The following is a 20,502-nucleotide window of genomic DNA, read 5'->3' on the forward strand; positions in this document are numbered from 1 at the left end:
TTAAAGTGATGGGGGACTGACCCCGGGAGGAGGATTTTTGATGCGTTTTGATGAGGCTTATTCGGGTAATGTGTTTATTAAGAGTCATCCGAGTTTTGAGGAGAGTCAAGTGGTTCTTTATGGGATGCCGATGGATTGGACGGTAAGTTACCGCCCGGGTTCTCGTTTCGGCCCTGCTCGTATCCGCGAGGTTTCCATTGGTCTTGAAGAGTACAGTGCGTACCTTGACCGTGAGCTTGAAGAGGTTAAATATTTCGACGCGGGTGATATTCCGCTTCCGTTCGGAAATCCGCAGCGAAGCATTGATATGATTGAAGAGTATGTGGATTCGATTCTTGCTGCAGGCAAATTTCCACTTGGTATGGGTGGAGAGCATCTTGTTTCATGGCCGGTGATGAAGGCGATGTATAAGAAGTATCCTGATTTAGCTATCATCCATTTTGATGCACACACCGATTTGCGCGAGCATTATGAGGGCGAGCCGTTGTCGCACTCGACGCCGATTCGTAAAATTGCCGAGCATATCGGACCGAAAAATGTGTATTCTTTCGGAATTCGTTCAGGTATGAAGGAAGAATTTGAGTGGGCGAAGCAAAATGGCATGCATATTTCTAAATTCGAAGTGCTTGAGCCTTTAAAAGAAATCTTGCCAACACTTGCTGGGCGTCCGGTATATGTAACAATTGATATCGATGTATTGGACCCAGCGCACGCACCTGGAACGGGTACGGTGGATTGTGGCGGAATCACTTCTAAAGAGCTTCTTGCTTCGATTCATGCGATTGCTCGTTCTGAAGTGAACGTTGTAGGTGGAGACCTTGTTGAGGTTGCTCCAATTTACGATCCTTCTGAACAAACAGCCAACACGGCGAGCAAGTTAATCCGTGAAATGATTTTAGGATGGGTGAAATAGGTTTCCATCCAAGATAAAGTTTTTGATTGGTGCCTGTCCCATTGGGGCGGGCATCTTTTGATTTGTATCGTGACTATGTTTATAATAGAAAAAGTATGCGGTGACGCGCTTATGTCAATTATGAGGACTATAACCAGTCAAAAGAACAGGTTAAAGTTCCTTTTTAAAAAAGGAAGTGCAGTTTCGTTTGTCTACTCATGAGATTCCAATGAAGATTAAGGTGAAAACGACGATTGAGCAGGACGGGGACAATGAGACCTATGAGTTAATGGTGTTTGGCCGTTATCTTGAGAAGGATGGTGCCTCGTTTCTTAAATATGAGGAAGTGCAGGACGAAGGTAGTGTTCGCACGATTGTGAAGGTGGCGGATCAGGACGCATTGATCTTACGAGGCGGTGCGGTGAAGATGCGGTTGCCGTTTCGGTTGAATAAGGTACTTCGCGGAAGTTATGAGATGCCGTTTGGTGTGTTTGAAACGTTGACGATGGCTAAAAGGTTGGAGCATTCGTTTGAAAATGGCCAAGGCTTGATTGATATATTGTATGATTTTAAGATGCAGGGTTCGCCCGGTGGTACATATCGATTAGAAATTACCTTTGAGGAGGATGGGAAATGAATATAGTAGAGATGACGCAAAGTAAGATCAAGGAAGAGATTCGGGCGGCGGTTCTGAAGGCAGAGCTTGCGACGGAGGACCAGATTCCTGATGTAATCCTGGAGATTCCAAAGGATAAGGCGCACGGGGATTATTCGACGAACATGGCGATGCAGTTGGCTCGTGTGGCGAAGAAGGCGCCGCGGATGATTGCGGAAGCGTTGGTTGAGCATTTCGACCGCTCGAAGGCATCGATTGAAAAGATTGAGCTGGCGGGACCAGGGTTTATCAATTTTTATATGAATAATGCGTATTTGACGGACTTGATTCCAACGGTGCTTAAGGCTGGGGAAAAGTACGGGGAAACTACGGTTGGCGGCGGCCAAAAGATTCAGGTGGAGTTTGTTTCGGCGAATCCAACGGGAGATTTGCACCTTGGACATGCTCGCGGTGCGGCTGTTGGGGACTCGCTGTGCAATGTGTTAGCGAAGGCGGGCTATGCTGTGTCACGTGAATACTATATTAATGATGCTGGGAACCAGATTAATAATCTAGCGAAGTCTGTTGAGGTTCGTTATTTCCAAGCGCTTGGCATTGATAAGGAAATGCCGGAGGACGGTTATCATGGGGCGGATATCGTAGGCATCGGGCAGGCGCTGGCTGATGAATTTGGCGATAAGTATGTGAATGTAGCCGAGGAGGAGCGTTTTGAGTTTTTCCGTGAGTACGGCTTGAAGGTTGAAATGGCGAAGTTGAAGAAGGACCTTGAGGATTTCCGCGTGGGCTTTGATGTGTGGTATTCTGAGACGTCTCTTTATAAGAATGGAAAAATTGATGAAGCATTGGACGCGCTTCGTGCAACTGGTTATATCTATGAAGAAGATGGCGCGACTTGGCTTCGTTCAATGGATTTCGGCGATGATAAGAACCGGGTGTTAATTAAACAGGATGGGTCTTATACGTATTTGACACCGGATATCGCTTACCATAAGGACAAGCTGGACCGCGGCTTTGAAAAGTTGATTAACATTTGGGGTGCGGACCACCACGGGTATATTCCTCGGATGAAGGCGGCGCTTCAGGCATTGGGTTATGATCGTGATACGCTTGAAGTGGAAATCATTCAGCTCGTTCATTTGTATAAGAACGGGGAAAAGATGAAGATGAGTAAGCGTACCGGTAAGGCGGTTACGATGCGTGATTTGGTGGATGAGGTCGGCCTCGATGCGACTCGTTATTTCTTTGCGATGCGCAGCTCGGATACGCATATGGATTTCGATTTGGACTTAGCGGTGTCTGAGTCAAATGAAAATCCTGTTTATTATGCACAGTATGCGCATGCTCGTATTTCTAGTATCCTGCGTTCAGGGGAAGAGCAGGGTGTGAAGGTGGATGAGTCGGCTGATTTTTCGTTAGTGTCGGCTGAAAAGGAAATGGATTTGTTGAAGAAGGTTGGTGAGTTCCCAGCGGCTGTTGGGGAGGCTGCGGTGAAGCGTATGCCGCACCGTATTACTAACTATATCTTTGATTTAGCGTCGACGTTCCACAGCTTCTATAATGCGGAAAAGGTGCTGGATATGGACAATGTTGAGCGTACGAAGGCGCGCCTTGCGTTGGTAAGATCGGTGCAGATTACGTTGAAGAATGCTTTAGCATTGATTGGTGTTTCGGCTCCGGAGAAAATGTAGATTTGGTTAGGTGGCTCCCATTTGGGGGCTTTTTTTGTTGATAGGGGTTTGGCGAGTAAAATGGTAAAAAGACGAGTAAATCGTGAAAGTAGACGAGTAAAAGGTGGAAAATGACGAGTTAATTTCATAAATTGACGAGTAAACATCCAAAATAGACGAGTAAATTAAACAAATGAGTAAATCACTATCTTGGAGAAGGTAAAACGGGACAATTTCTCACGAAAAAGACCAAAATAATGAATACTATCCAAAAAAATGCAGATAGTAATAAAGAATTATGAGTGAGGAGTGACCGATCGCATGAATGTTGGAAGAGCAAAGGAAATTATGGAATCAGCCGATATGATTAACGTGACGTACGATGGAACGCCGGTGATTATTCAAAACGTGGATGAAACAACCAGAATGGCCCGGATTTATTCCAGGAAAGACCCAGAGAACGAAAGAGATGTGCCTGTTTTAAATCTAATAGAGGAATAAAACGGGGACAGTCCCCCAGTGCGGTGAAGCTTCACTACGCTGGGGGACTGTCCCCATTATTGTCCCCCTTATTTTATTTCAATCGTCCCACCACTGATCCGCTTATATCCCCGCAGTTTACTTAAATCCTCGATAAGCTTCAGTGCTGCCTGGTCTTTCGACTTGGCTTCAATCATGAAATCGACATCCTGACCGGACTCCTTCAACAGTTGTAAAAAAGGCATAATGAATTCCGGATCCACAAAATCTGCATGAGAGCGGAATTCTTTTTCCGATTTGGGCGAGGATATATGAATTTTGGGTATATGCGGCACATGCTCCCACGTCTGGACAATCCGCGGCCACAGCTCTTCTAGCGGGGCTTCAGACAGATTTGCCATATGGTGGTGATAGTCAAACACCAAGGGAATGGTTTCTTTTTCACAGACCATTAGCGTTTCTTCTGCGGTATAGGTCTTATCATCATTTTCTAACGTCATCACTTGTTTAATGTTGGCCGGTAGGTTGGTTAAGTTTTGGTGAAAACGAATCAAAGTCTCCTGCTTATCCCCGTAAGCACCACCGATATGTATATTAATCAAGCCTTTATCGGCAATCCCCATCGCTTCAAACATTTGATAATGATAGCTCATGTCGATGACCGCATTTTTGGTAATAGTGTTTTTTGGTGAGGTAAACAAAGTAAATTGATTGGGATGGAAGCTAACCCGCAGGTGATTGTTCCGAACCAGGTCGCCAAGCTCTTCCCACTCCTTTTTGAAGGGGGTGGTAAAGTCCCAGCGCACCTCTGGATGGGTGGCGAGGGGGACAATGGAGCTAGACATCCGATAGACTTCGATTTCATGCGCAAGATTGAAATACAGCATTCGTTTCGTGTGCTCGATATTTTGCCTCGTCACATCCAGCAGCTTTTCTGTGCGCTCCTCGGGGCTAAGCTGCTGATAACGGGTGTAGGTGAGCGTCTTAGCCGGAGATGCATCCCATAAAGTTATGGCAGTCGAAACATAGCCAAAACGAATTTTCATATCAGTAGCTCCCTTCTGGGGACAGTCCCCCATTGCTTTAATACGTTACTACGCCGGGGGACTGTCCCCCCATTATAGGAAAAAGGCGATCAAGCGGGCAATATTCTCTTTCAGTGACCGTAATGGATTAGGTTTGTTCAGGACTTCTAAGGTCAGCAACACGGAGTCGTTGATGTCCTTTTCGATTACTTCCTTTACACGCTTAATAAAGGCAGGATCATAGATATAACAGTTAATTTCCTTGTTTAGGAAGAAGCTGCGGTTATCGAAATTAGCGGTGCCGATATCGCAAATCGAATCGTCAATCACCATCGTTTTTGCATGATAAAACCCATTTTTATATTGATAAATAACCGCTCCCATTTTCAGCAGTTCTCGTAAATAACGATAGGAGCCTTCCTGAACAAGTATATGGTCAGCTGTATACGGAACCACAACCGTAAGTGACACGCCGCGGCTAATCGCATGAAGCAATTCCTTCATGACTCGTGTACTTGGTACAAAATAAGGGCTCCCGATAATAATGGAATGTTGGGCCTTTTGAATCACCTGGACGAATTTTTCCTCTAACATTCCGGCTTCGGTTGGAACAAGCTGATGGCGGACAGGACCTTTAGAGAGCGAAGGGAAATAGGCCGGTCGATGCTGGAGATTTTCACCCCCATACTCCTCCCAGTCAATCATAAATTCACTTTGTAACGAATGAACACTTTCCCCCATTATTTTTAAATGATAGTCACGCCAAGGACTTAGCTTTGGGTCTTGATCAATGTATTCCTTACCAATATTAAAACCGCCAACATAGCCGATTTTCCCGTCGATAATCGAAATTTTACGATGATTGCGGACTTGAGAGGAGTAAAAAGGAAACGGCAGCTTAATGCGGTTGCTAAAAGCAAATTTGACCCCCGCCTCTTTAAGGGACCTCACCGTTGACGCCGAGATTCTCCAACTGCCAAGACGGTCAATCAATAGCCGCACCTCCACCCCTTGTCGTGCTTTTTCTTTTAAAAGAGCGAGAAATTCCTGGCCGAATCGGTCATCTTTGACAATATAAAAGAGCACATGAACATGCTTCGTTGCTTGACGAATTTCCCGGAAGTAATCTGCGAATAATTCCTTTCCATGTGTAAAAATATCCACATGGCCATGGAGGATGCTTGTTTCCTTATAACTGACAATAGAAAGATGCTTCTTTCGTCCTAATCTAAAATCTAATACGATCCATATAATGATGAGTAGTAGTGCACTTAATAAGATGGCCAAGCTCATGTTGAATCTTTCCCCCAATCGGTTTCATTAGTGTTTCCGAACCGCTTCATTTCTATAAGTCGAACGAATTTTGCAAAAATTGATTGACTGAATGCTCATTCATAATATAATAGAGGTAAGATAGAGTTCAGAAAATTTATTATTTTCTTGTAAGAACTGGGGAAAGGGGCGAAAATTGATGAATGTTTTTTTGTGGATTAACCTCATTGCATTTGTAGTTGTAACCGCTTACGCTGTCAGCCTATTTGTTTATGTGGTTAAGACTCGGATTGAATTTATTAAGTTGGGGAAAAAGGTCGAGTTTGATAACAATGTCAAAGAGCGGCTGCAAAAAATTTGGGTCAACGTGTTTGGCCAGAAAAAGCTGTTAAAGGATAAGAAGAGCGGCGCTATTCACGTTATGTTCTTTTATGGATTCATTCTCGTTCAATTTGGCGCCATCGATTTTATTTGGAAAGGGATTGTCCCAGGTTCACATTTGCCACTAGGACCGCTATATGCAGGTTTCACGTTTTTCCAGGAAATCGTCACATTGACGATCCTAGTTGCGGTGATTTGGGCTTTTTACCGCCGTTATGTGGAAAAATTAGTTCGATTGAAGCGCAATTTTAAATCGGGGCTTGTTTTATTGTTTATCGGCGGCCTTATGGTTTCCGTATTGGTCGGAAATGGAATGGGCATCGTCTGGCACGGGGAAGAGGCTTCATGGACTGAACCGGTGGCTTCCCTGATTGCAATGGGCTTTTCATGGATAGGGGAAACAGCCGCCATCGCCATTTTTTATGTGGCATGGTGGATGCATTTATTGTTCTTACTAACATTCTTAGTATACGTGCCGCAATCCAAGCACGCACACTTGTTGGCCGGACCGGCAAACGTTTATTTTAACCGTTTAGAAAAACCAGGTAAGTTAAAGAAAGTGGATTTTGAAGACGAAACACAAGAGTCCTTTGGTGTTGGAAAAATTGAAGACTTTACGCAGCACCAAATGATTGATTTTTATGCCTGTGTAGAATGTGGCCGCTGTACCAATATGTGTCCAGCAACCGGAACTGGTAAAATGCTGTCACCAATGGACTTAATTGTAAAAATGCGTGACCACCTCACTAATTATGGTGCGTCAGTAACGTCAAAGCAGCCATGGGTTCCTACGTTTGCTTTTTCCAATACAAAAGGAAACCAAATTGCTCTAGCTGCAGCTGGTCAAGGTGCAGAAGAAACGGCTGCTGCGCTTGCATATAGCCCAAGCTTGATTGGCGAGGTTATTACCGAAGAAGAAATTTGGGCATGTACAACATGCCGCAACTGTGAAGACCAATGTCCAGTTATGAACGAGCACGTGGATAAAATTATCGACCTTCGTCGTTATTTAGTGTTAACAGAAGGTAAAATGGATGCTGATGCACAGCGCGCGATGACGAATATTGAACGTCAGGGCAATCCATGGGGCTTAAACCGTAAAGAGCGCGAAAGCTGGCGTGAGGTTCGCGAGGATGTCGAGATTCCAACTGTGAAAGAAATGAACAAGAAGGGCGAAGAATTCGAATACCTCTTCTGGGTTGGTTCTATGGGATCTTACGATAATCGCAGCCAAAAAATTGCTCTTTCCTTTGCGAAGTTGATGAATGAAGCAGGCGTGAAGTTTGCCATTTTAGGAAATAAGGAGAAAAACTCTGGTGATACACCAAGACGTCTAGGAAATGAATTCTTGTTCCAAGAGCTTGCGACGAAAAATATTGAGGAATTTGAAAAGGCAGAAGTGAAGAAAATCGTTACGATTGATCCGCATGCCTATAATATTTTCAAAAATGAGTACCCTGATTTCGGATTACAGGCAGAGGTTTATCACCATACAGAGGTTCTATATGAGCTGGTTCGTGACGGGCGCTTGGTACCGAAGCATGCAGTTAATGAAAAGATTACTTTCCATGATTCTTGTTACTTAGGTCGTTACAATGATGTCTACGATCCACCGCGTGAAATCTTAAAATCGATTCCTGGTGTACAGCTGGTAGAGATGGAGCGCAACAGAGAAACGGGTATGTGCTGTGGAGCGGGCGGCGGTTTGATGTGGATGGAGGAAGAAACCGGTCATCGTATTAACGTGAGCCGTACAGAGCAAGCACTGGCTGTTAATCCTTCTGTCATCAGTTCTGGCTGTCCATACTGCTTAACGATGCTGTCAGATGGAACAAAGGCTAAAGAAGTGGAAGAGAAAATAGCAACTTACGATGTGGCTGAGTTGCTTGAAAAAGCGGTTTGTGGAGAAGTGAAAGAAATCGCTTCGTAAGTGTGGTTGTCAATGAGTTAGAATAGCAAAGGTTGAGATTTTCATTCAAAATTTTAGGAATTTTGTGTAAAACATTTCAACTTTTGCTATTTTTTATGTAAAATAAAAGATAACGGTAAAACGCTTACATTTTCTTTTTTATTTTCGTACGTGGGCAGTGAGTTTTTTGTTAAACGATTCGGCTTGCGTTATTTTTTGTTAATTTTTCGAGCGAGCGTTCAGTCAGCGGAAAAAATGGGATATTTTTTAAAAAGATAAGACTGAATATTGGGAAAAGGGAGAGTGTTTTGAATGGGGAAAACGGTTATTTTGAGCGGCGTAAGAACGCCTTTTGGAAAACTTGGGGGTGGATTAAGCAGCTTCACGGCTTCACAGCTTGGGGGAATCGCGGTTAAGGAAGCGTTGGTTCGCGCCGGCGTTAAGCCTGAAGAGGTAGGGGAAGTCATCCTCGGAACGGTTTTGCAAGGGGGCCAAGGACAAATTCCGTCACGCCAGGCAGCCCGACATGCAGGTTTGCCATGGGAAGTAAAAACGGAAACGATTAATAAGGTGTGTGCGTCTGGCATGCGCAGTGTGACGTTGGCCGACCAAATTATTCGCGCGGGCGATGAGGAAGTCATTGTAGCAGGCGGAATGGAATCCATGAGTAACGCACCATACATTTTACCGAAGGCAAGATGGGGCTTTAGAATGGGCGATTCACAAGTGAAGGATCTCATGATTCATGACGGCTTGAGCTGCAGCTTTACAGGTGTTCACATGGGTACTTATGGAAATTCAACGGCGGCGGAAATGGAGATTTCTCGTGAGGCGCAGGATGAGTGGGCGTTACGAAGTCATGTTCGTGCGCTGGAGGCGATTGAGAGTGGGAAGTTAGCAGAAGAAATTGTGTCTGTAGAAGTGCCGCAGCGAAAAGGGGAGCCGATTGTTGTGTCTACTGACGAAGGGCCGCGTAAGGATACTTCGTTAGAACGTCTTGCTAAATTGACACCTGTATTCAATTCAACGGGGACGATTACGGCGGGGAACGCACCAGGGGTGAATGACGGAGCTGCTGCCCTCGTGTTGATGAGCGAGGAGCGTGCGACTCGTGAAGGACGCGAGGTAGGAGCGGTGATTCTTGGTCATGCGGCTGTCGCAGTCGAAGCAAAGGATTTCCCACAAACACCAGGCCTTGTAATCAATGAGATTTTAAGGAAGACGGGCAAAAGCTTGGAGGAAATTGATTTATTTGAAATCAATGAGGCCTTTGCAGCTGTTGCGTTGGCAAGTGGGAAAATTGCCGGGCTGAATCCAGAAAAGGTCAATGTGAATGGCGGTGCGGTAGCGCTGGGGCATCCAATTGGCGCAAGCGGTGCGCGAATTATCATCACGTTGATGCACGAATTGAAGCGCCGCGGCGGCGGAATCGGAATTGCAGCTATATGTAGCGGCGGTGGCCAGGGAGATGCGGTGATGATTGAGGTACCGAGAGGGTAAGCGTTGGGCGGTATTGGCGGAAGGACATTTTTTCATAAAAAAAATGGGCTGCATACGAAAGCAGCCCCCAATCTGGAGGGGAAAACATGAAGGTTTCAAAGGTAATGGTAATTGGAGCGGGACAAATGGGTTCGGGAATCGCCCAAGTTTGTGCCCAAGCAGGATATCACGTGTTGTTAAATGACTTAAAGCCTGAATTCGTGGAACGCGGCTTAGGGGTCATCAATAAGAACCTTTCCCGCAACGTCGATAAAGGCAGAATGACTGAGGAGCAAAAGCAGGAAGTGCTGGCACGACTTACTGTTTCGACAGATCTAACCGATGCTGCTGGCGTAGACCTCGTCATCGAGGCAGCCGTTGAAAATATGGAAATCAAAACAAAAATCTTTGCTCAATTAGATGAAATTGCTCAGGCACATACCATTTTAGCGAGCAATACCTCGTCCCTGCCAATCACAGAGATCGCTGCAGCGACGAAGCGTCCGGAAAAGGTCATCGGCATGCACTTTATGAATCCAGTGCCAGTGATGAAGCTGGTGGAAATTATCCGCGGTCTGGCAACAGCGGATGAAGTCTATCAAGTGATTGAAGACATGACCAATACGTTAAACAAGGTGCCTGTAGAAGTAAATGATTTCCCTGGCTTTGTTTCAAACCGAATTCTCATGCCAATGATCAACGAAGCGATTTACACGTTGTATGAAGGTGTGGCAACGAAGGAAGCGATTGATGAGGTCATGAAGCTCGGCATGAATCATCCGATGGGGCCGTTAACTTTGGCTGACTTTATTGGGTTAGATACCTGCCTGTACATTATGGAAACACTCCATGAAGGCTTCGGTGACGATAAATACCGCCCATGCCCATTGCTTCGTAAATATGTAAAAGCAGGCTGGCTCGGCAAGAAAACAGGCCGTGGATTCTATACGTACGAATAGGAACGGACGCGATTTTTAAACATATAGATCAAAACCAGGTGGGTCACTGCGATACATACACTTCTGTGATCTCCCCTGGCAAACGAATCCACCTCGAAAAGGGGAGAGACAAATGAACCTGACATTCACAGAAGAACAAGAAATGATGCGAAAAATGGTCCGTGATTTTGCGAATAGCGAAATTACTCCATTCGTCGATAGGATGGAAAAAGGAGAGTTCCCGCGAGAGATTCTCCGTAAAATGGGCGAGCTTGGCTTGATGGGGATTCCAGTGCCTGAAAAATACGGCGGGGCTGAGATGGATTTCACCTCCTATATTATTGCCATCAATGAAATTTCGAAGGTAAGTGCCACACTGGGCGTGATTTTATCGGTGCATACGTCGGTGGGGACGAACCCGATTCTTTATTTCGGAACGGAAGAACAGAAGCAAAAGTATGTGCCGAAGTTAGCTTCAGGTGAATACTTAGGGGCTTTTTGTTTAACCGAGCCGAGCGCTGGCTCAGATGCAGCAAGCTTGAAGTCGCGTGCGGTTAAGAAGGGTGACCATTATGTCATCAATGGCTCGAAGGTATTCATAACCAACGGCGGTGAGGCGGACGTTTATATTGTATTTGCCAGCACTGAGCCTAAGTTGGGCACCAAAGGCATTGCTGCTTTTATTGTTGAAAAAAATACCCCTGGTCTGATCATCGGGAAGGATGAACACAAAATGGGGCTACATGGTTCGAGGACTGTACAGCTTACGTTCGAAGATATGCGTGTTCCGGTGGAAAATCTTCTCGGCAACGAAAGTGAAGGCTTTAAAATTGCCATGGCGAACCTCGAGGCCGGCCGCATCGGCATCGCCACTCAGGCACTTGGTATCGCGGAGGCCGCATTGTCCGCCGCAACGAACTACGCGAAGGAGCGTCAACAGTTTGGCAAGCCAATCGCCGCCCAGCAAGGAATCGGCTTTAAACTGGCTGACATGGCGACGAGTGTGGAGGCTGCGAAACTATTAGTCTATCGCGCGGCTGATTTACGGAGCCGTGGGGTGAAATGCGGTATGGAAGCATCGATGGCAAAGTTGTTTGCCACTCGAACAGCGGTAGAAGTAGCAACCGAAGCGATCCAAGTGTTTGGCGGCTACGGTTATACCGAGGATTACCCGGTGGAGAGATACTTCCGCGATGCGAAGGTAACTGAAATCTATGAGGGAACGAGCGAGATTCAGCGGATTGTGATTAGTAAGTATTTATGATGATTTGTAGAAAAGTTCAAGATTTGTGTAGAAAAACTAGTAAACCGTGTAGAAAAAATTAAAAAGTGTGTAGAAAAATTCAATAAGTGTGTAGAAATCCGAGTCAATCATGTAGAAAAACACAAAAAATGTGTAGAAAAAATCCTAACATGTTCAGACTCAATCCAAAAAACGTGTAGATATCCCAAAGGAGGACCTGAAAATGAACTTTAAGTTAACCGAAGAACATGAAATGATCCGAAAAATGGTTCGTGATTTTGCTAGAAACGAAGTAGCGCCTACTGCGGCTGAGCGTGATGAGGAAGAACGCTTTGACCGGGAGATTTTTGACAAAATGGCGGAGCTTGGTTTAACGGGTATTCCATGGCCGGAAGAGTATGGCGGAATTGGCAGTGACTATTTAGCTTACTGTATCGCAGTTGAAGAACTTTCCCGCGTCTGTGCGTCAACAGGGGTAACTCTTTCTGCGCACACGTCTCTTGCTGGCTGGCCAATCTTTAAATTCGGCAGCGAAGAGCAGAAACAAACGTATCTTCGTCCGATGGCAGAAGGAAGCAAGATTGGGGCATACGGCTTAACAGAGCCTGGCAGCGGTTCGGATGCAGGCGGCATGAGAACAACGGCTCGCTTAGAAGGGGACCATTACGTTCTAAATGGCTCCAAAATTTTCATCACTAACGGCGGCATCGCTGATATTTATGTGGTTTTTGCATTAACTGATCCATCCAGCAAACAAAAGGGTACGACAGCTTTTATCGTCGAAAAAGACTTCCCAGGCTTCTCTGTTGGGAAAAAAGAAAAGAAACTCGGCATTCGTTCGTCACCAACGACGGAAATTATTTTCGAAGATTGCAAGGTTCCTGTTGCCAACCGACTAGGTGATGAAGGAGACGGCTTTAAAATTGCCATGATGACACTGGATGGCGGCCGTAACGGAATCGCAGCGCAAGCGGTAGGAATTGCGCAAGGTGCATTGGATGCAGCGGTTGACTATGCTAAGGAACGCCAACAATTTGGTAAACCAATCGCTGCACAGCAGGGAATCAGCTTTAAGTTGGCTGACATGGCGACTGGAATTGAAGCTGCAAGACTATTAACCTATCAAGCTGCATGGTTGGAGTCAAAGGGACTTCCATACGGAAAAGAGTCCGCGATGTCTAAATTATTTGCGGGTGACACAGCGATGAAGGTAACAACGGAAGCGGTTCAGGTGTTTGGTGGCTACGGCTATACAAAGGATTATCCAGTAGAACGTTTCATGCGTGATGCGAAGATCACGCAAATATACGAAGGTACACAGGAAATTCAACGCCTCGTAATTTCACGAATGATTACGAAATAAGGAGGCTAAGGATGAAAAAGCGGGAAGTACAGGCTTCGGTCAAGGATGAGCGCTTGGTTCAGAAACGGCGCGATCAGATGATCAAGGGAGCCGTGACACTTTTTAAACAGAAGGGGTTTCACCGGACGACGACGAGGGAAATTGCGAAGGCAGCGGGCTTTAGCATTGGGACGCTTTATGAATACATTCGCACAAAAGAGGATGTTCTCTATCTAGTTTGTGACAGCATTTATGATCATGTTAGTGACCGTCTTCAGAAAGACCTGGCCTTGAAAAAGGGAACATTGGAAAGCTTGAAGCTTGGGATTGCCAACTTTTTTCAGGTCATGGATGAAATGCAGGCCGAAGTGCTCGTGATGTATCAGGAAGTGAAGTCCCTGTCTAGGGACGCCCTTCCCTATGTGTTAAAAAAAGAGATGGAAATGGTGGCAATGTTTGAAAATTTGCTCACGCGTTGCGTGGAAAACGGGGAACTGACGCTGACGGAAAAGCAGGTAGAGCTGATTGCTCATAACATCTTTGTTCAGGGGCAAATGTGGGGCTTCCGCCGCTGGGCGCTTAGAAAATTATTTACGCTCGAGGAGTACATTGATTTGCAGACCGAGATTTTGTTATCGGGGATTGGCAGCGACGTCACATCAGCCGATAAACGTCTGGAAAACGAAACGAATCGCAACCGATAAATAGAGTTCATTTTTCAAAAAGGGGGAGTACGATGGGAACTTATCAGCCTAAGCATCATATCCGTTTTGTGACGGCGTCGAGTTTGTTTGATGGGCATGATGCTTCGATTAATATTATGAGGCGAATTCTTCAGGCGAGCGGGGCGGAGGTTATTCACCTCGGGCATAACCGTTCGGTGGAGGAGGTTGTGAACGCGGCGATTCAAGAGGATGTGCAGGGGATTGCGATTTCTTCTTATCAAGGCGGACACGTTGAATACTTTAAATATATGTATGACCTGTTAAAGGAAAAGGGTGCACCGCATATCCGCATTTATGGCGGTGGGGGCGGCGTTATCATTCCTCGGGAAATTGATGAGCTTCATGCGTATGGAATTGCGCGCATTTTTTCACCAGAGGACGGTCGTTTGCTTGGGTTACAGGGCATGATTGACAGAATGATTGAGGAGTGCGATTTTTCAACGGTTGACATGGATGCGGCTGAGCAAATTGAAAAGCTTCCTACTGGGGATGTAAATGCCATTGCCAAGTTGATTACGTTAGCTGAGCTTCATGTCGATAAAAAGAATGAAGCGGCTGCGGCAGCCGAGCAGGTACTGGAACAAGTGAAGTCGCTCGAGAAGGCGATTCCGGTAGTCGGGATTACGGGAACAGGCGGCGCTGGGAAAAGTTCGTTGACGGATGAATTAATCCGCCGCTTTATCAATGAACTTCCTGATAAAAAGGTAGCGATTCTGTCTGTTGATCCAACTAAACAAAAAACGGGCGGTGCCTTGCTTGGGGACCGGATTCGTATGAATGCGATTTTCTCTCCGAATGTGTATATGCGAAGTCTGGCAACAAGACGTTCGAAAAATGAATTGTCGCTTGCGATTAAGGATGCGGTTGCGGTGACAAAAGCTGCGGGCTTTGACCTGGTAATCGTGGAAACGAGCGGAATCGGGCAGGGGGATGCGGAAATCACGGAAATATGTGATGTTTCCATGTACGTCATGACGAGTGAATTTGGGGCACCTTCTCAGCTTGAGAAAATTGATATGATTGATTTTGCCGACTTAATTGTCATCAATAAGTTTGAACGCAAGGGTTCAGAGGATGCGAAGCGCCAGGTGCAAAAGCAGTACCAGCGCAGTCATATGCTGTTTGAAAAAGACTCATCCGAAATGCCAGTGTACGGGACGATTGCCAGTCAGTTTAATGATCCAGGCACGAACGCGTTGTTTGCGGCTTTAGTCGAAAAAATCAATGCAAAAATGGCGACGGATTGGGTGACTTCTTTTAGTAAGAGTGCCGTGGTGGAAAAGCAGAACGTGATTATTCCAACCGACCGCCGTTACTATTTAAGAGAGATTTCTGAAACAGTAAGGAGCTACCATAAGAAGGCGGAAGAGCAAGCGAGTATTGCCCGGAAATTATTCCAGCTGGAAGGGGCAATTCTTGCGGTTCAGGACCAGCCGGAGGTAGTGGCAGCGTTAGAAGTGGTGAAGCAGGAAACCGAAGCGCGGTTAACGCCTGAATCGAAAAAGATTTTGGATACGTGGGAGAAAACGAAGGAAGCTTATTCTGGCGACCAGTTTGTCACACGGATCCGCGATAAAGAAATTATTACGGTATTAAGATCGAAGAGTTTATCAGGACTTGATATTCCGAAGGTGGCTTTACCTAGGTATAAGGATTACGGGGAAATTCTCCGCTGGGTGTATCAGGAAAATGTACCGGGCTCGTTCCCATATACGGCTGGAGTATTTCCATTCAAGCGTGAGGGAGAGGATCCGAAGCGCCAGTTTGCCGGAGAAGGTACACCGGAACGGACGAACCGTCGTTTCCACTATTTATCGAAGGATGATGCGGCAAAACGCTTAAGTACGGCGTTTGACTCGGTGACGTTGTACGGGGAGGACCCGGATTACCGCCCAGATATTTATGGCAAGGTCGGCGAGAGCGGCGTCAGCGTTTGTACGTTAGATGATATGAAAAAGCTATATGACGGCTTTGATTTATGCCATCCATCGACTTCCGTTTCGATGACGATCAATGGGCCGGCGCCGATTATTTTGGCGATGTTTATGAATACGGCGATCGACCAGCAGGTGAAGCGGAAGGAAGAAGAGCTTGGTCGTGTGTTAACGGTCGAGGAATTTGCAGAGGTTCGTGCCTATACGTTACGGACGGTTCGCGGTACGGTTCAGGCAGATATTTTAAAAGAAGACCAAGGGCAAAACACGTGTATTTTCTCAACGGAATTTGCACTTCGGATGATGGGCGATATTCAGCAATATTTCATTGACCATCAGGTGCGAAACTATTATTCGGTGTCGATTTCAGGTTATCATATTGCCGAAGCGGGAGCGAACCCGATTTCGCAGCTGGCGTTTACGCTTTCAAATGGATTCACCTATGTGGAATATTATTTAAGCCGCGGCATGAAGATTGATGATTTTGCTCCAAACCTATCGTTCTTCTTCTCCAATGGTTTGGATCCGGAGTATACGGTGATTGGCCGTGTGGCTCGCCGCATTTGGGCGACTGTTATGCGTGATAAGTATGGTGCGAATGAGAGAAGCCAGAAGCTGAAGTACCATGTTCAGACTTCAGGGCGTTCATTGCATGCACAGGAAATTGATTTTAATGATATCCGCACGACGCTTCAGGCGTTAATGGCGTTGCATGATAATTGTAATTCGCTTCATACGAATGCGTATGATGAGGCGATTACGACGCCGACAGAGGAATCTGTTCGCCGCGCGATGGCAATTCAGATGATTATTACGAAAGAGCACGGCTTAACGAAGAATGAGAATCCGCTTCAGGGCTCGTTTATTGTGGAAGAATTGACGGAGTTGGTTGAGGAAGCGGTGCTGCAGGAGTTTGAGCGTTTGAATGACCGTGGCGGTGTGCTTGGTTCGATGGAAACGCAGTATCAGCGTGGAAAGATTCAGGATGAGTCGATGTTTTATGAAATGAAGAAGCATACCGGGGAGTTGCCGATTATTGGGGTGAACACGTATTTGAATCCGAATCCTCCATCAGAGGAAGAGGTCAATAATATGGAGTTGGCACGGGCAACGACGGAGGAAAAGGAATTGCAGATTCATAATTTGCGGTCCTTCCAAGAGGCGCATGCGGACAAAACGGCAGAGGCGTTAAAGCGGTTAAAAGAAGCAGCGGTCTCTGGCGGCAACATTTTTGCTGCATTAATGGAAACCGTCCAAGTCGCAAGCCTCGGCCAAATCACACGTGCACTATACGAAGTCGGCGGACAGTACCGTCGGAATATGTAAAAAGAAAAGCGGAAGCGCCTTGTTCAGCCCCGACAGGCAAATGTTCTTCGGCGAGAAAAGTCCGCCTTTTGACTTTTCTTGACGAAGGTTATTTGACCCGAGGGGCTAGGCGCTGTAGCTAGACAATTCTCAAAGTAATATTACCCTTAAATTTAGTACATGTAGGGTGTCAGGCACCATGTGAATCGTTCACAAAGATGCCTGACACCAATCTTTGTTTTTATGGAAAAAATTTTGGGTACAACATGTTAAATTAAAGCGTTATCTTATATAATCTAACTAGTGTAAAAAACTTCTAAGAGATTTGGCAGGTGAGTGTAGGTGAAGGTTAGTCATATATTATTAATTTTAATTGTATTTGCCTGGCCATTAAACTATCTCTATCAGCGTCAATTAGGAGCCATCTCGTTTCTTTTACTAGCAATATTCTTCTTGGTGATCACAATTAAAGAGACCAAAAAGCTAAAAAAGCAGGAAAATGGTGACACACCTAAGTCTACTCAAGAAAAAATCAAGTGAAACATTAGTTAGAAACTAGCATAAACGGGAAGAAATTGTTTATAATGGAGAATATGGTTTTTGATAAGATCTGCCCGTTACACTCAATTTAAGAGTGTTAAATAGAGAAAGGAAGTGCCAAAATTGAGTTTAGCACAATACTCAAAAGAGGAATTACAAGAGTTATCCCTCATAGAAATGGCTCACGAATACTTAAAAAATAGCAAGCAACCAATCGCTTTCAATGAATTAATTAATGAAATTACAAATGCTGTAGGTATGTCTCAAGAGGAAATTCGCTCAAGACTTGCACAGTTTTATACGGACATGAATATCGATGGCCGCTTCCTCTCATTAGGAGAAAATCGTTGGGGACTTCGCGTATGGTATCCGGTTGATACAGCGGAAGAAGAAGTTGTTACTGTGGTTAAACCGAAGAAGAAGAAAGCGAAGAAGGTTGTTGAAGAAGACGAAATTGAAGATTTCGATGAAATCGATGAGGAAGAATATGATGAACTCGACGATTTCGCTGATGAGGACGATCTTCTTGATGAAGACGACGATCTAGACATTGATGAAGATGAAGATTTGGATCTTGATGAAGACGTCATTGAAGAGGACGAATTCGAACTTGATGAAGATGAAGACTTAGATGAAGACCTTGATGAGGAAGAAGAAGTTTTTGAAGAGGAAGAAGACGAAGACTTGTAAACAGCTTGACTTTTTTTTCTCGCCCTTGTATTATCTTTTTTGGGCTCCTTAAAAAAGGACAAATCAATCTTTACTTATATGCGCTCCCTAGTGGGGCGCTTTTTATTTTTTAAAAACTCCCGTAATATGGAGTTTTTTCGTTTTTTAGTCTATAGGATTGGTAAGTAATTCGTGACGATTGACGAACCCGACGGCCTCGATGGATGACGGATTCATTCAGCAGGCAAAATATTTTTTATGAAAAATCCTAAACAGACTGAATAATGGTCAAACTGTAAATAAGGGGGAATTTTTAATGACAAAGTATATTTTTGTAACCGGTGGTGTGGTGTCATCACTCGGAAAGGGAATTACCGCTGCTTCTTTAGGGCGCTTACTGAAAAATCGGGGCTTGAATGTGACCATCCAAAAATTTGACCCGTATATTAACGTGGACCCTGGAACGATGAGTCCTTACCAGCACGGTGAAGTATTCGTTACAGGTGACGGCGCGGAAACGGATCTAGATCTTGGCCACTATGAGCGCTTCATTGACATCAACCTAAACAAGTACAGCAATGTGACAACAGGAAAAATCTATTCAACAGTTTTACGTAAAGAACGCCGCGGTGACTATTTAGGTGCGACGGTTCAGGTTATTCCGCACATTACGAATGAAATTAAAGAGCGCTGCCTGCGTGCCGGTAATGAAACAAATGCCGATGTGGTCATTACTGAAATCGGCGGTACGGTTGGTGACATTGAATCCTTGCCATTCCTTGAAGCGATTCGTCAGATGAAGAGTGACATCGGCAGTGACAATGTTATGTACATTCACTGTACCCTAATTCCGTACATAAAAGCGGCGGGTGAGATGAAGACGAAGCCAACACAGCACAGTGTAAAAGAGCTTCGCAGCTTGGGAATCCAGCCAAATATTATTGTTGTTCGTACGGAAATGCCTGTTTCACAGGACATGAAAGATAAGATTGCCTTATTCTGTGATATTGACGCAAAGGCTGTTATTGAATGTCAGGATGCAGACACACTTTATTCCATTCCGCTTGCCCTTCAAGAGCAAAACATGGATCAAATTGTGTGTGACCATTTGAAGCTTCAGACGAAGGAAGCGGAAATGACCGAGTGGAAACAGCTTGTTGACCGCGTGCTTAACCTTTCCAACAAGACTCGTATTGGTCTTGTCGGAAAATATGTTGAGCTCCAGGATGCGTATATTTCCGTTGTTGAAGCGATGAAGCATGCCGGATATGCGTTTGATTCAGATGTAGAAATTAAATGGATCAATGCAGAGCATGTAACTCGTGAGAATGTGGCTGAGCTATTGGCTGATGTGGATGGCGTACTCGTTCCAGGTGGATTCGGTGACCGTGGCGTGGAAGGGAAAATTGAAGCGACTCGCTATGCCCGTGAGCAGAAGAAGCCATTCCTTGGTATTTGCTTAGGCATGCAGCTGGCTACAATTGAATTTGCACGTAACGTTCTTGGTTACAGTGATGCACATTCTGCTGAGTTTGTTCCGGAAACAGCTCATCCAATTATTGATTTACTACCAGAACAAAAGGATGTAGAGGATTTAGGCGGTACATTGCGATTAGGTCTGTATCCTTGCCGTTTGGTGGAAGGCACGAAAGCGTTCGAGGCATATGAGGATGAGGTTGTTTACGAGCGTCACCGCCACCGTTATGAATTTAACAATCATTACCGTCAAGAAATGGAAGCACAAGGCTTTATTTTCTCAGGTACTAGCCCTGATGGCCGTTTAGTGGAGATTATCGAGCTGGCAGACCACCCATGGTTTGTGGCTTCTCAGTTCCATCCAGAGTTTGTGTCCAGACCAACGCGCCCGCAGCCGTTGTTCCGTGACTTTATTAAAGCTTCTTTGCAAAAATAATTATGTAGGGCCAGTTTCCTTTTGGGGGGACTGGCCTTTTTGTGTGGTGTTTTTGGTTGGGATTGGAAAAATATCCAATGTTACTAAAAAATGAGCCAATCATGGGGAAAAATAAGCCAATACAGGCCGAAAATGAGCCAATCCTGAGTGAAAATGAGCCAATCGAACCCAAA

Annotated in this window: 16 protein-coding genes; 14 read left to right on the forward strand and 2 right to left on the reverse strand. The window is 45.3% G+C overall.

What is annotated here, in order from left to right:
- Window positions 1-40: 40 nt before the first annotated feature.
- The 4 genes from speB (at window position 41) to QFZ87_RS02970 (ending at window position 3,676) form a co-directional block, all read left to right on the forward strand.
- Window positions 41-913, forward strand: a complete 873-nt coding sequence (speB, locus tag QFZ87_RS02955; RefSeq protein WP_309857475.1) for an agmatinase — start codon at window positions 41-43, stop codon at window positions 911-913.
- 187 nt (window positions 914-1,100) lie between these two features.
- Entirely contained in the window at window positions 1,101-1,529 is a 429-nt protein-coding gene (locus QFZ87_RS02960) for a YwiB family protein (RefSeq protein ID WP_309857478.1), read from the forward strand.
- Entirely contained in the window at window positions 1,526-3,196 is a 1,671-nt protein-coding gene (argS, locus tag QFZ87_RS02965; RefSeq protein ID WP_309857481.1) for an arginine--tRNA ligase, read from the forward strand. The genes QFZ87_RS02960 and argS overlap by 4 nt, the downstream gene beginning before the upstream one ends.
- Before the next feature lie 300 nt (window positions 3,197-3,496).
- Window positions 3,497-3,676, forward strand: a complete 180-nt coding sequence (locus QFZ87_RS02970) for an H-type small acid-soluble spore protein (RefSeq protein WP_308081781.1) — start codon at window positions 3,497-3,499, stop codon at window positions 3,674-3,676.
- 68 nt (window positions 3,677-3,744) lie between these two features.
- Here the strand turns inward: QFZ87_RS02970 and uvsE are convergent, their stop codons facing one another.
- Together uvsE and cls are read right to left on the reverse strand one after the other, a co-directional pair.
- Window positions 3,745-4,701: a UV DNA damage repair endonuclease UvsE gene (gene uvsE / locus QFZ87_RS02975; protein WP_309857484.1), complete on the reverse strand. Its 957-nt coding sequence runs from the start codon at window positions 4,699-4,701 to the stop codon at window positions 3,745-3,747.
- 72 nt (window positions 4,702-4,773) lie between these two features.
- Window positions 4,774-5,973: a cardiolipin synthase gene (gene cls / locus QFZ87_RS02980; RefSeq protein ID WP_309857487.1), complete on the reverse strand. Its 1,200-nt coding sequence runs from the start codon at window positions 5,971-5,973 to the stop codon at window positions 4,774-4,776.
- Window positions 5,974-6,151: 178 nt separating this feature from the next.
- Between cls and QFZ87_RS02985 the strand changes: the two genes are divergently transcribed.
- The 10 genes from QFZ87_RS02985 to QFZ87_RS03030 all read left to right on the forward strand — a co-directional run bounded on the left by QFZ87_RS02985 (window position 6,152) and on the right by QFZ87_RS03030 (window position 20,329).
- Window positions 6,152-8,263 carry a heterodisulfide reductase-related iron-sulfur binding cluster gene (locus QFZ87_RS02985; RefSeq protein WP_309857490.1) on the forward strand — a complete coding sequence of 704 codons (2,112 nt, stop codon included), beginning with the start codon at window positions 6,152-6,154 and terminating at the stop codon, window positions 8,261-8,263.
- 291 nt (window positions 8,264-8,554) lie between these two features.
- The gene (locus QFZ87_RS02990) at window positions 8,555-9,742 is read left to right on the forward strand and encodes an acetyl-CoA C-acetyltransferase (RefSeq protein ID WP_309857493.1); all 1,188 of its coding nucleotides are present in this window, start codon (window positions 8,555-8,557) and stop codon (window positions 9,740-9,742) included.
- Window positions 9,743-9,828: 86 nt separating this feature from the next.
- Entirely contained in the window at window positions 9,829-10,680 is an 852-nt protein-coding gene (locus tag QFZ87_RS02995; RefSeq protein WP_309857496.1) for a 3-hydroxybutyryl-CoA dehydrogenase, read from the forward strand.
- Between the two features lie 112 nt (window positions 10,681-10,792).
- Window positions 10,793-11,923, forward strand: coding sequence for an acyl-CoA dehydrogenase (locus QFZ87_RS03000; protein ID WP_309857499.1), 1,131 nt, complete (start codon window positions 10,793-10,795; stop codon window positions 11,921-11,923).
- A 202-nt stretch (window positions 11,924-12,125) separates the two neighbouring features.
- Window positions 12,126-13,265 carry an acyl-CoA dehydrogenase gene (locus QFZ87_RS03005; protein WP_309857502.1) on the forward strand — a complete coding sequence of 380 codons (1,140 nt, stop codon included), beginning with the start codon at window positions 12,126-12,128 and terminating at the stop codon, window positions 13,263-13,265.
- A gap of 11 nt (window positions 13,266-13,276) precedes the next feature.
- The gene (locus QFZ87_RS03010; protein ID WP_309857505.1) at window positions 13,277-13,948 is read left to right on the forward strand and encodes a TetR/AcrR family transcriptional regulator; all 672 of its coding nucleotides are present in this window, start codon (window positions 13,277-13,279) and stop codon (window positions 13,946-13,948) included.
- A 32-nt stretch (window positions 13,949-13,980) separates the two neighbouring features.
- Window positions 13,981-17,229 (forward strand): fused isobutyryl-CoA mutase/GTPase IcmF, encoded by a 3,249-nt coding sequence (gene icmF / locus QFZ87_RS03015; RefSeq protein WP_309857508.1) that lies wholly within the window; start codon window positions 13,981-13,983, stop codon window positions 17,227-17,229.
- 321 nt (window positions 17,230-17,550) lie between these two features.
- A complete protein-coding gene (locus tag QFZ87_RS03020; protein ID WP_309857511.1) occupies window positions 17,551-17,748 on the forward strand; it encodes a hypothetical protein in 198 nt (65 codons plus the stop codon).
- Between the two features lie 123 nt (window positions 17,749-17,871).
- Window positions 17,872-18,438, forward strand: a complete 567-nt coding sequence (gene rpoE, locus QFZ87_RS03025) for a DNA-directed RNA polymerase subunit delta (RefSeq protein WP_309857514.1) — start codon at window positions 17,872-17,874, stop codon at window positions 18,436-18,438.
- Between the two features lie 295 nt (window positions 18,439-18,733).
- Entirely contained in the window at window positions 18,734-20,329 is a 1,596-nt protein-coding gene (locus QFZ87_RS03030; protein ID WP_309857517.1) for a CTP synthase, read from the forward strand.
- Window positions 20,330-20,502 lie beyond the last annotated feature (173 nt).

The sequence above is a fragment of the Bacillus sp. SLBN-46 genome, from assembly GCF_031453555.1.
Lineage (GTDB): Bacteria > Bacillota > Bacilli > Bacillales > Cytobacillaceae > Neobacillus.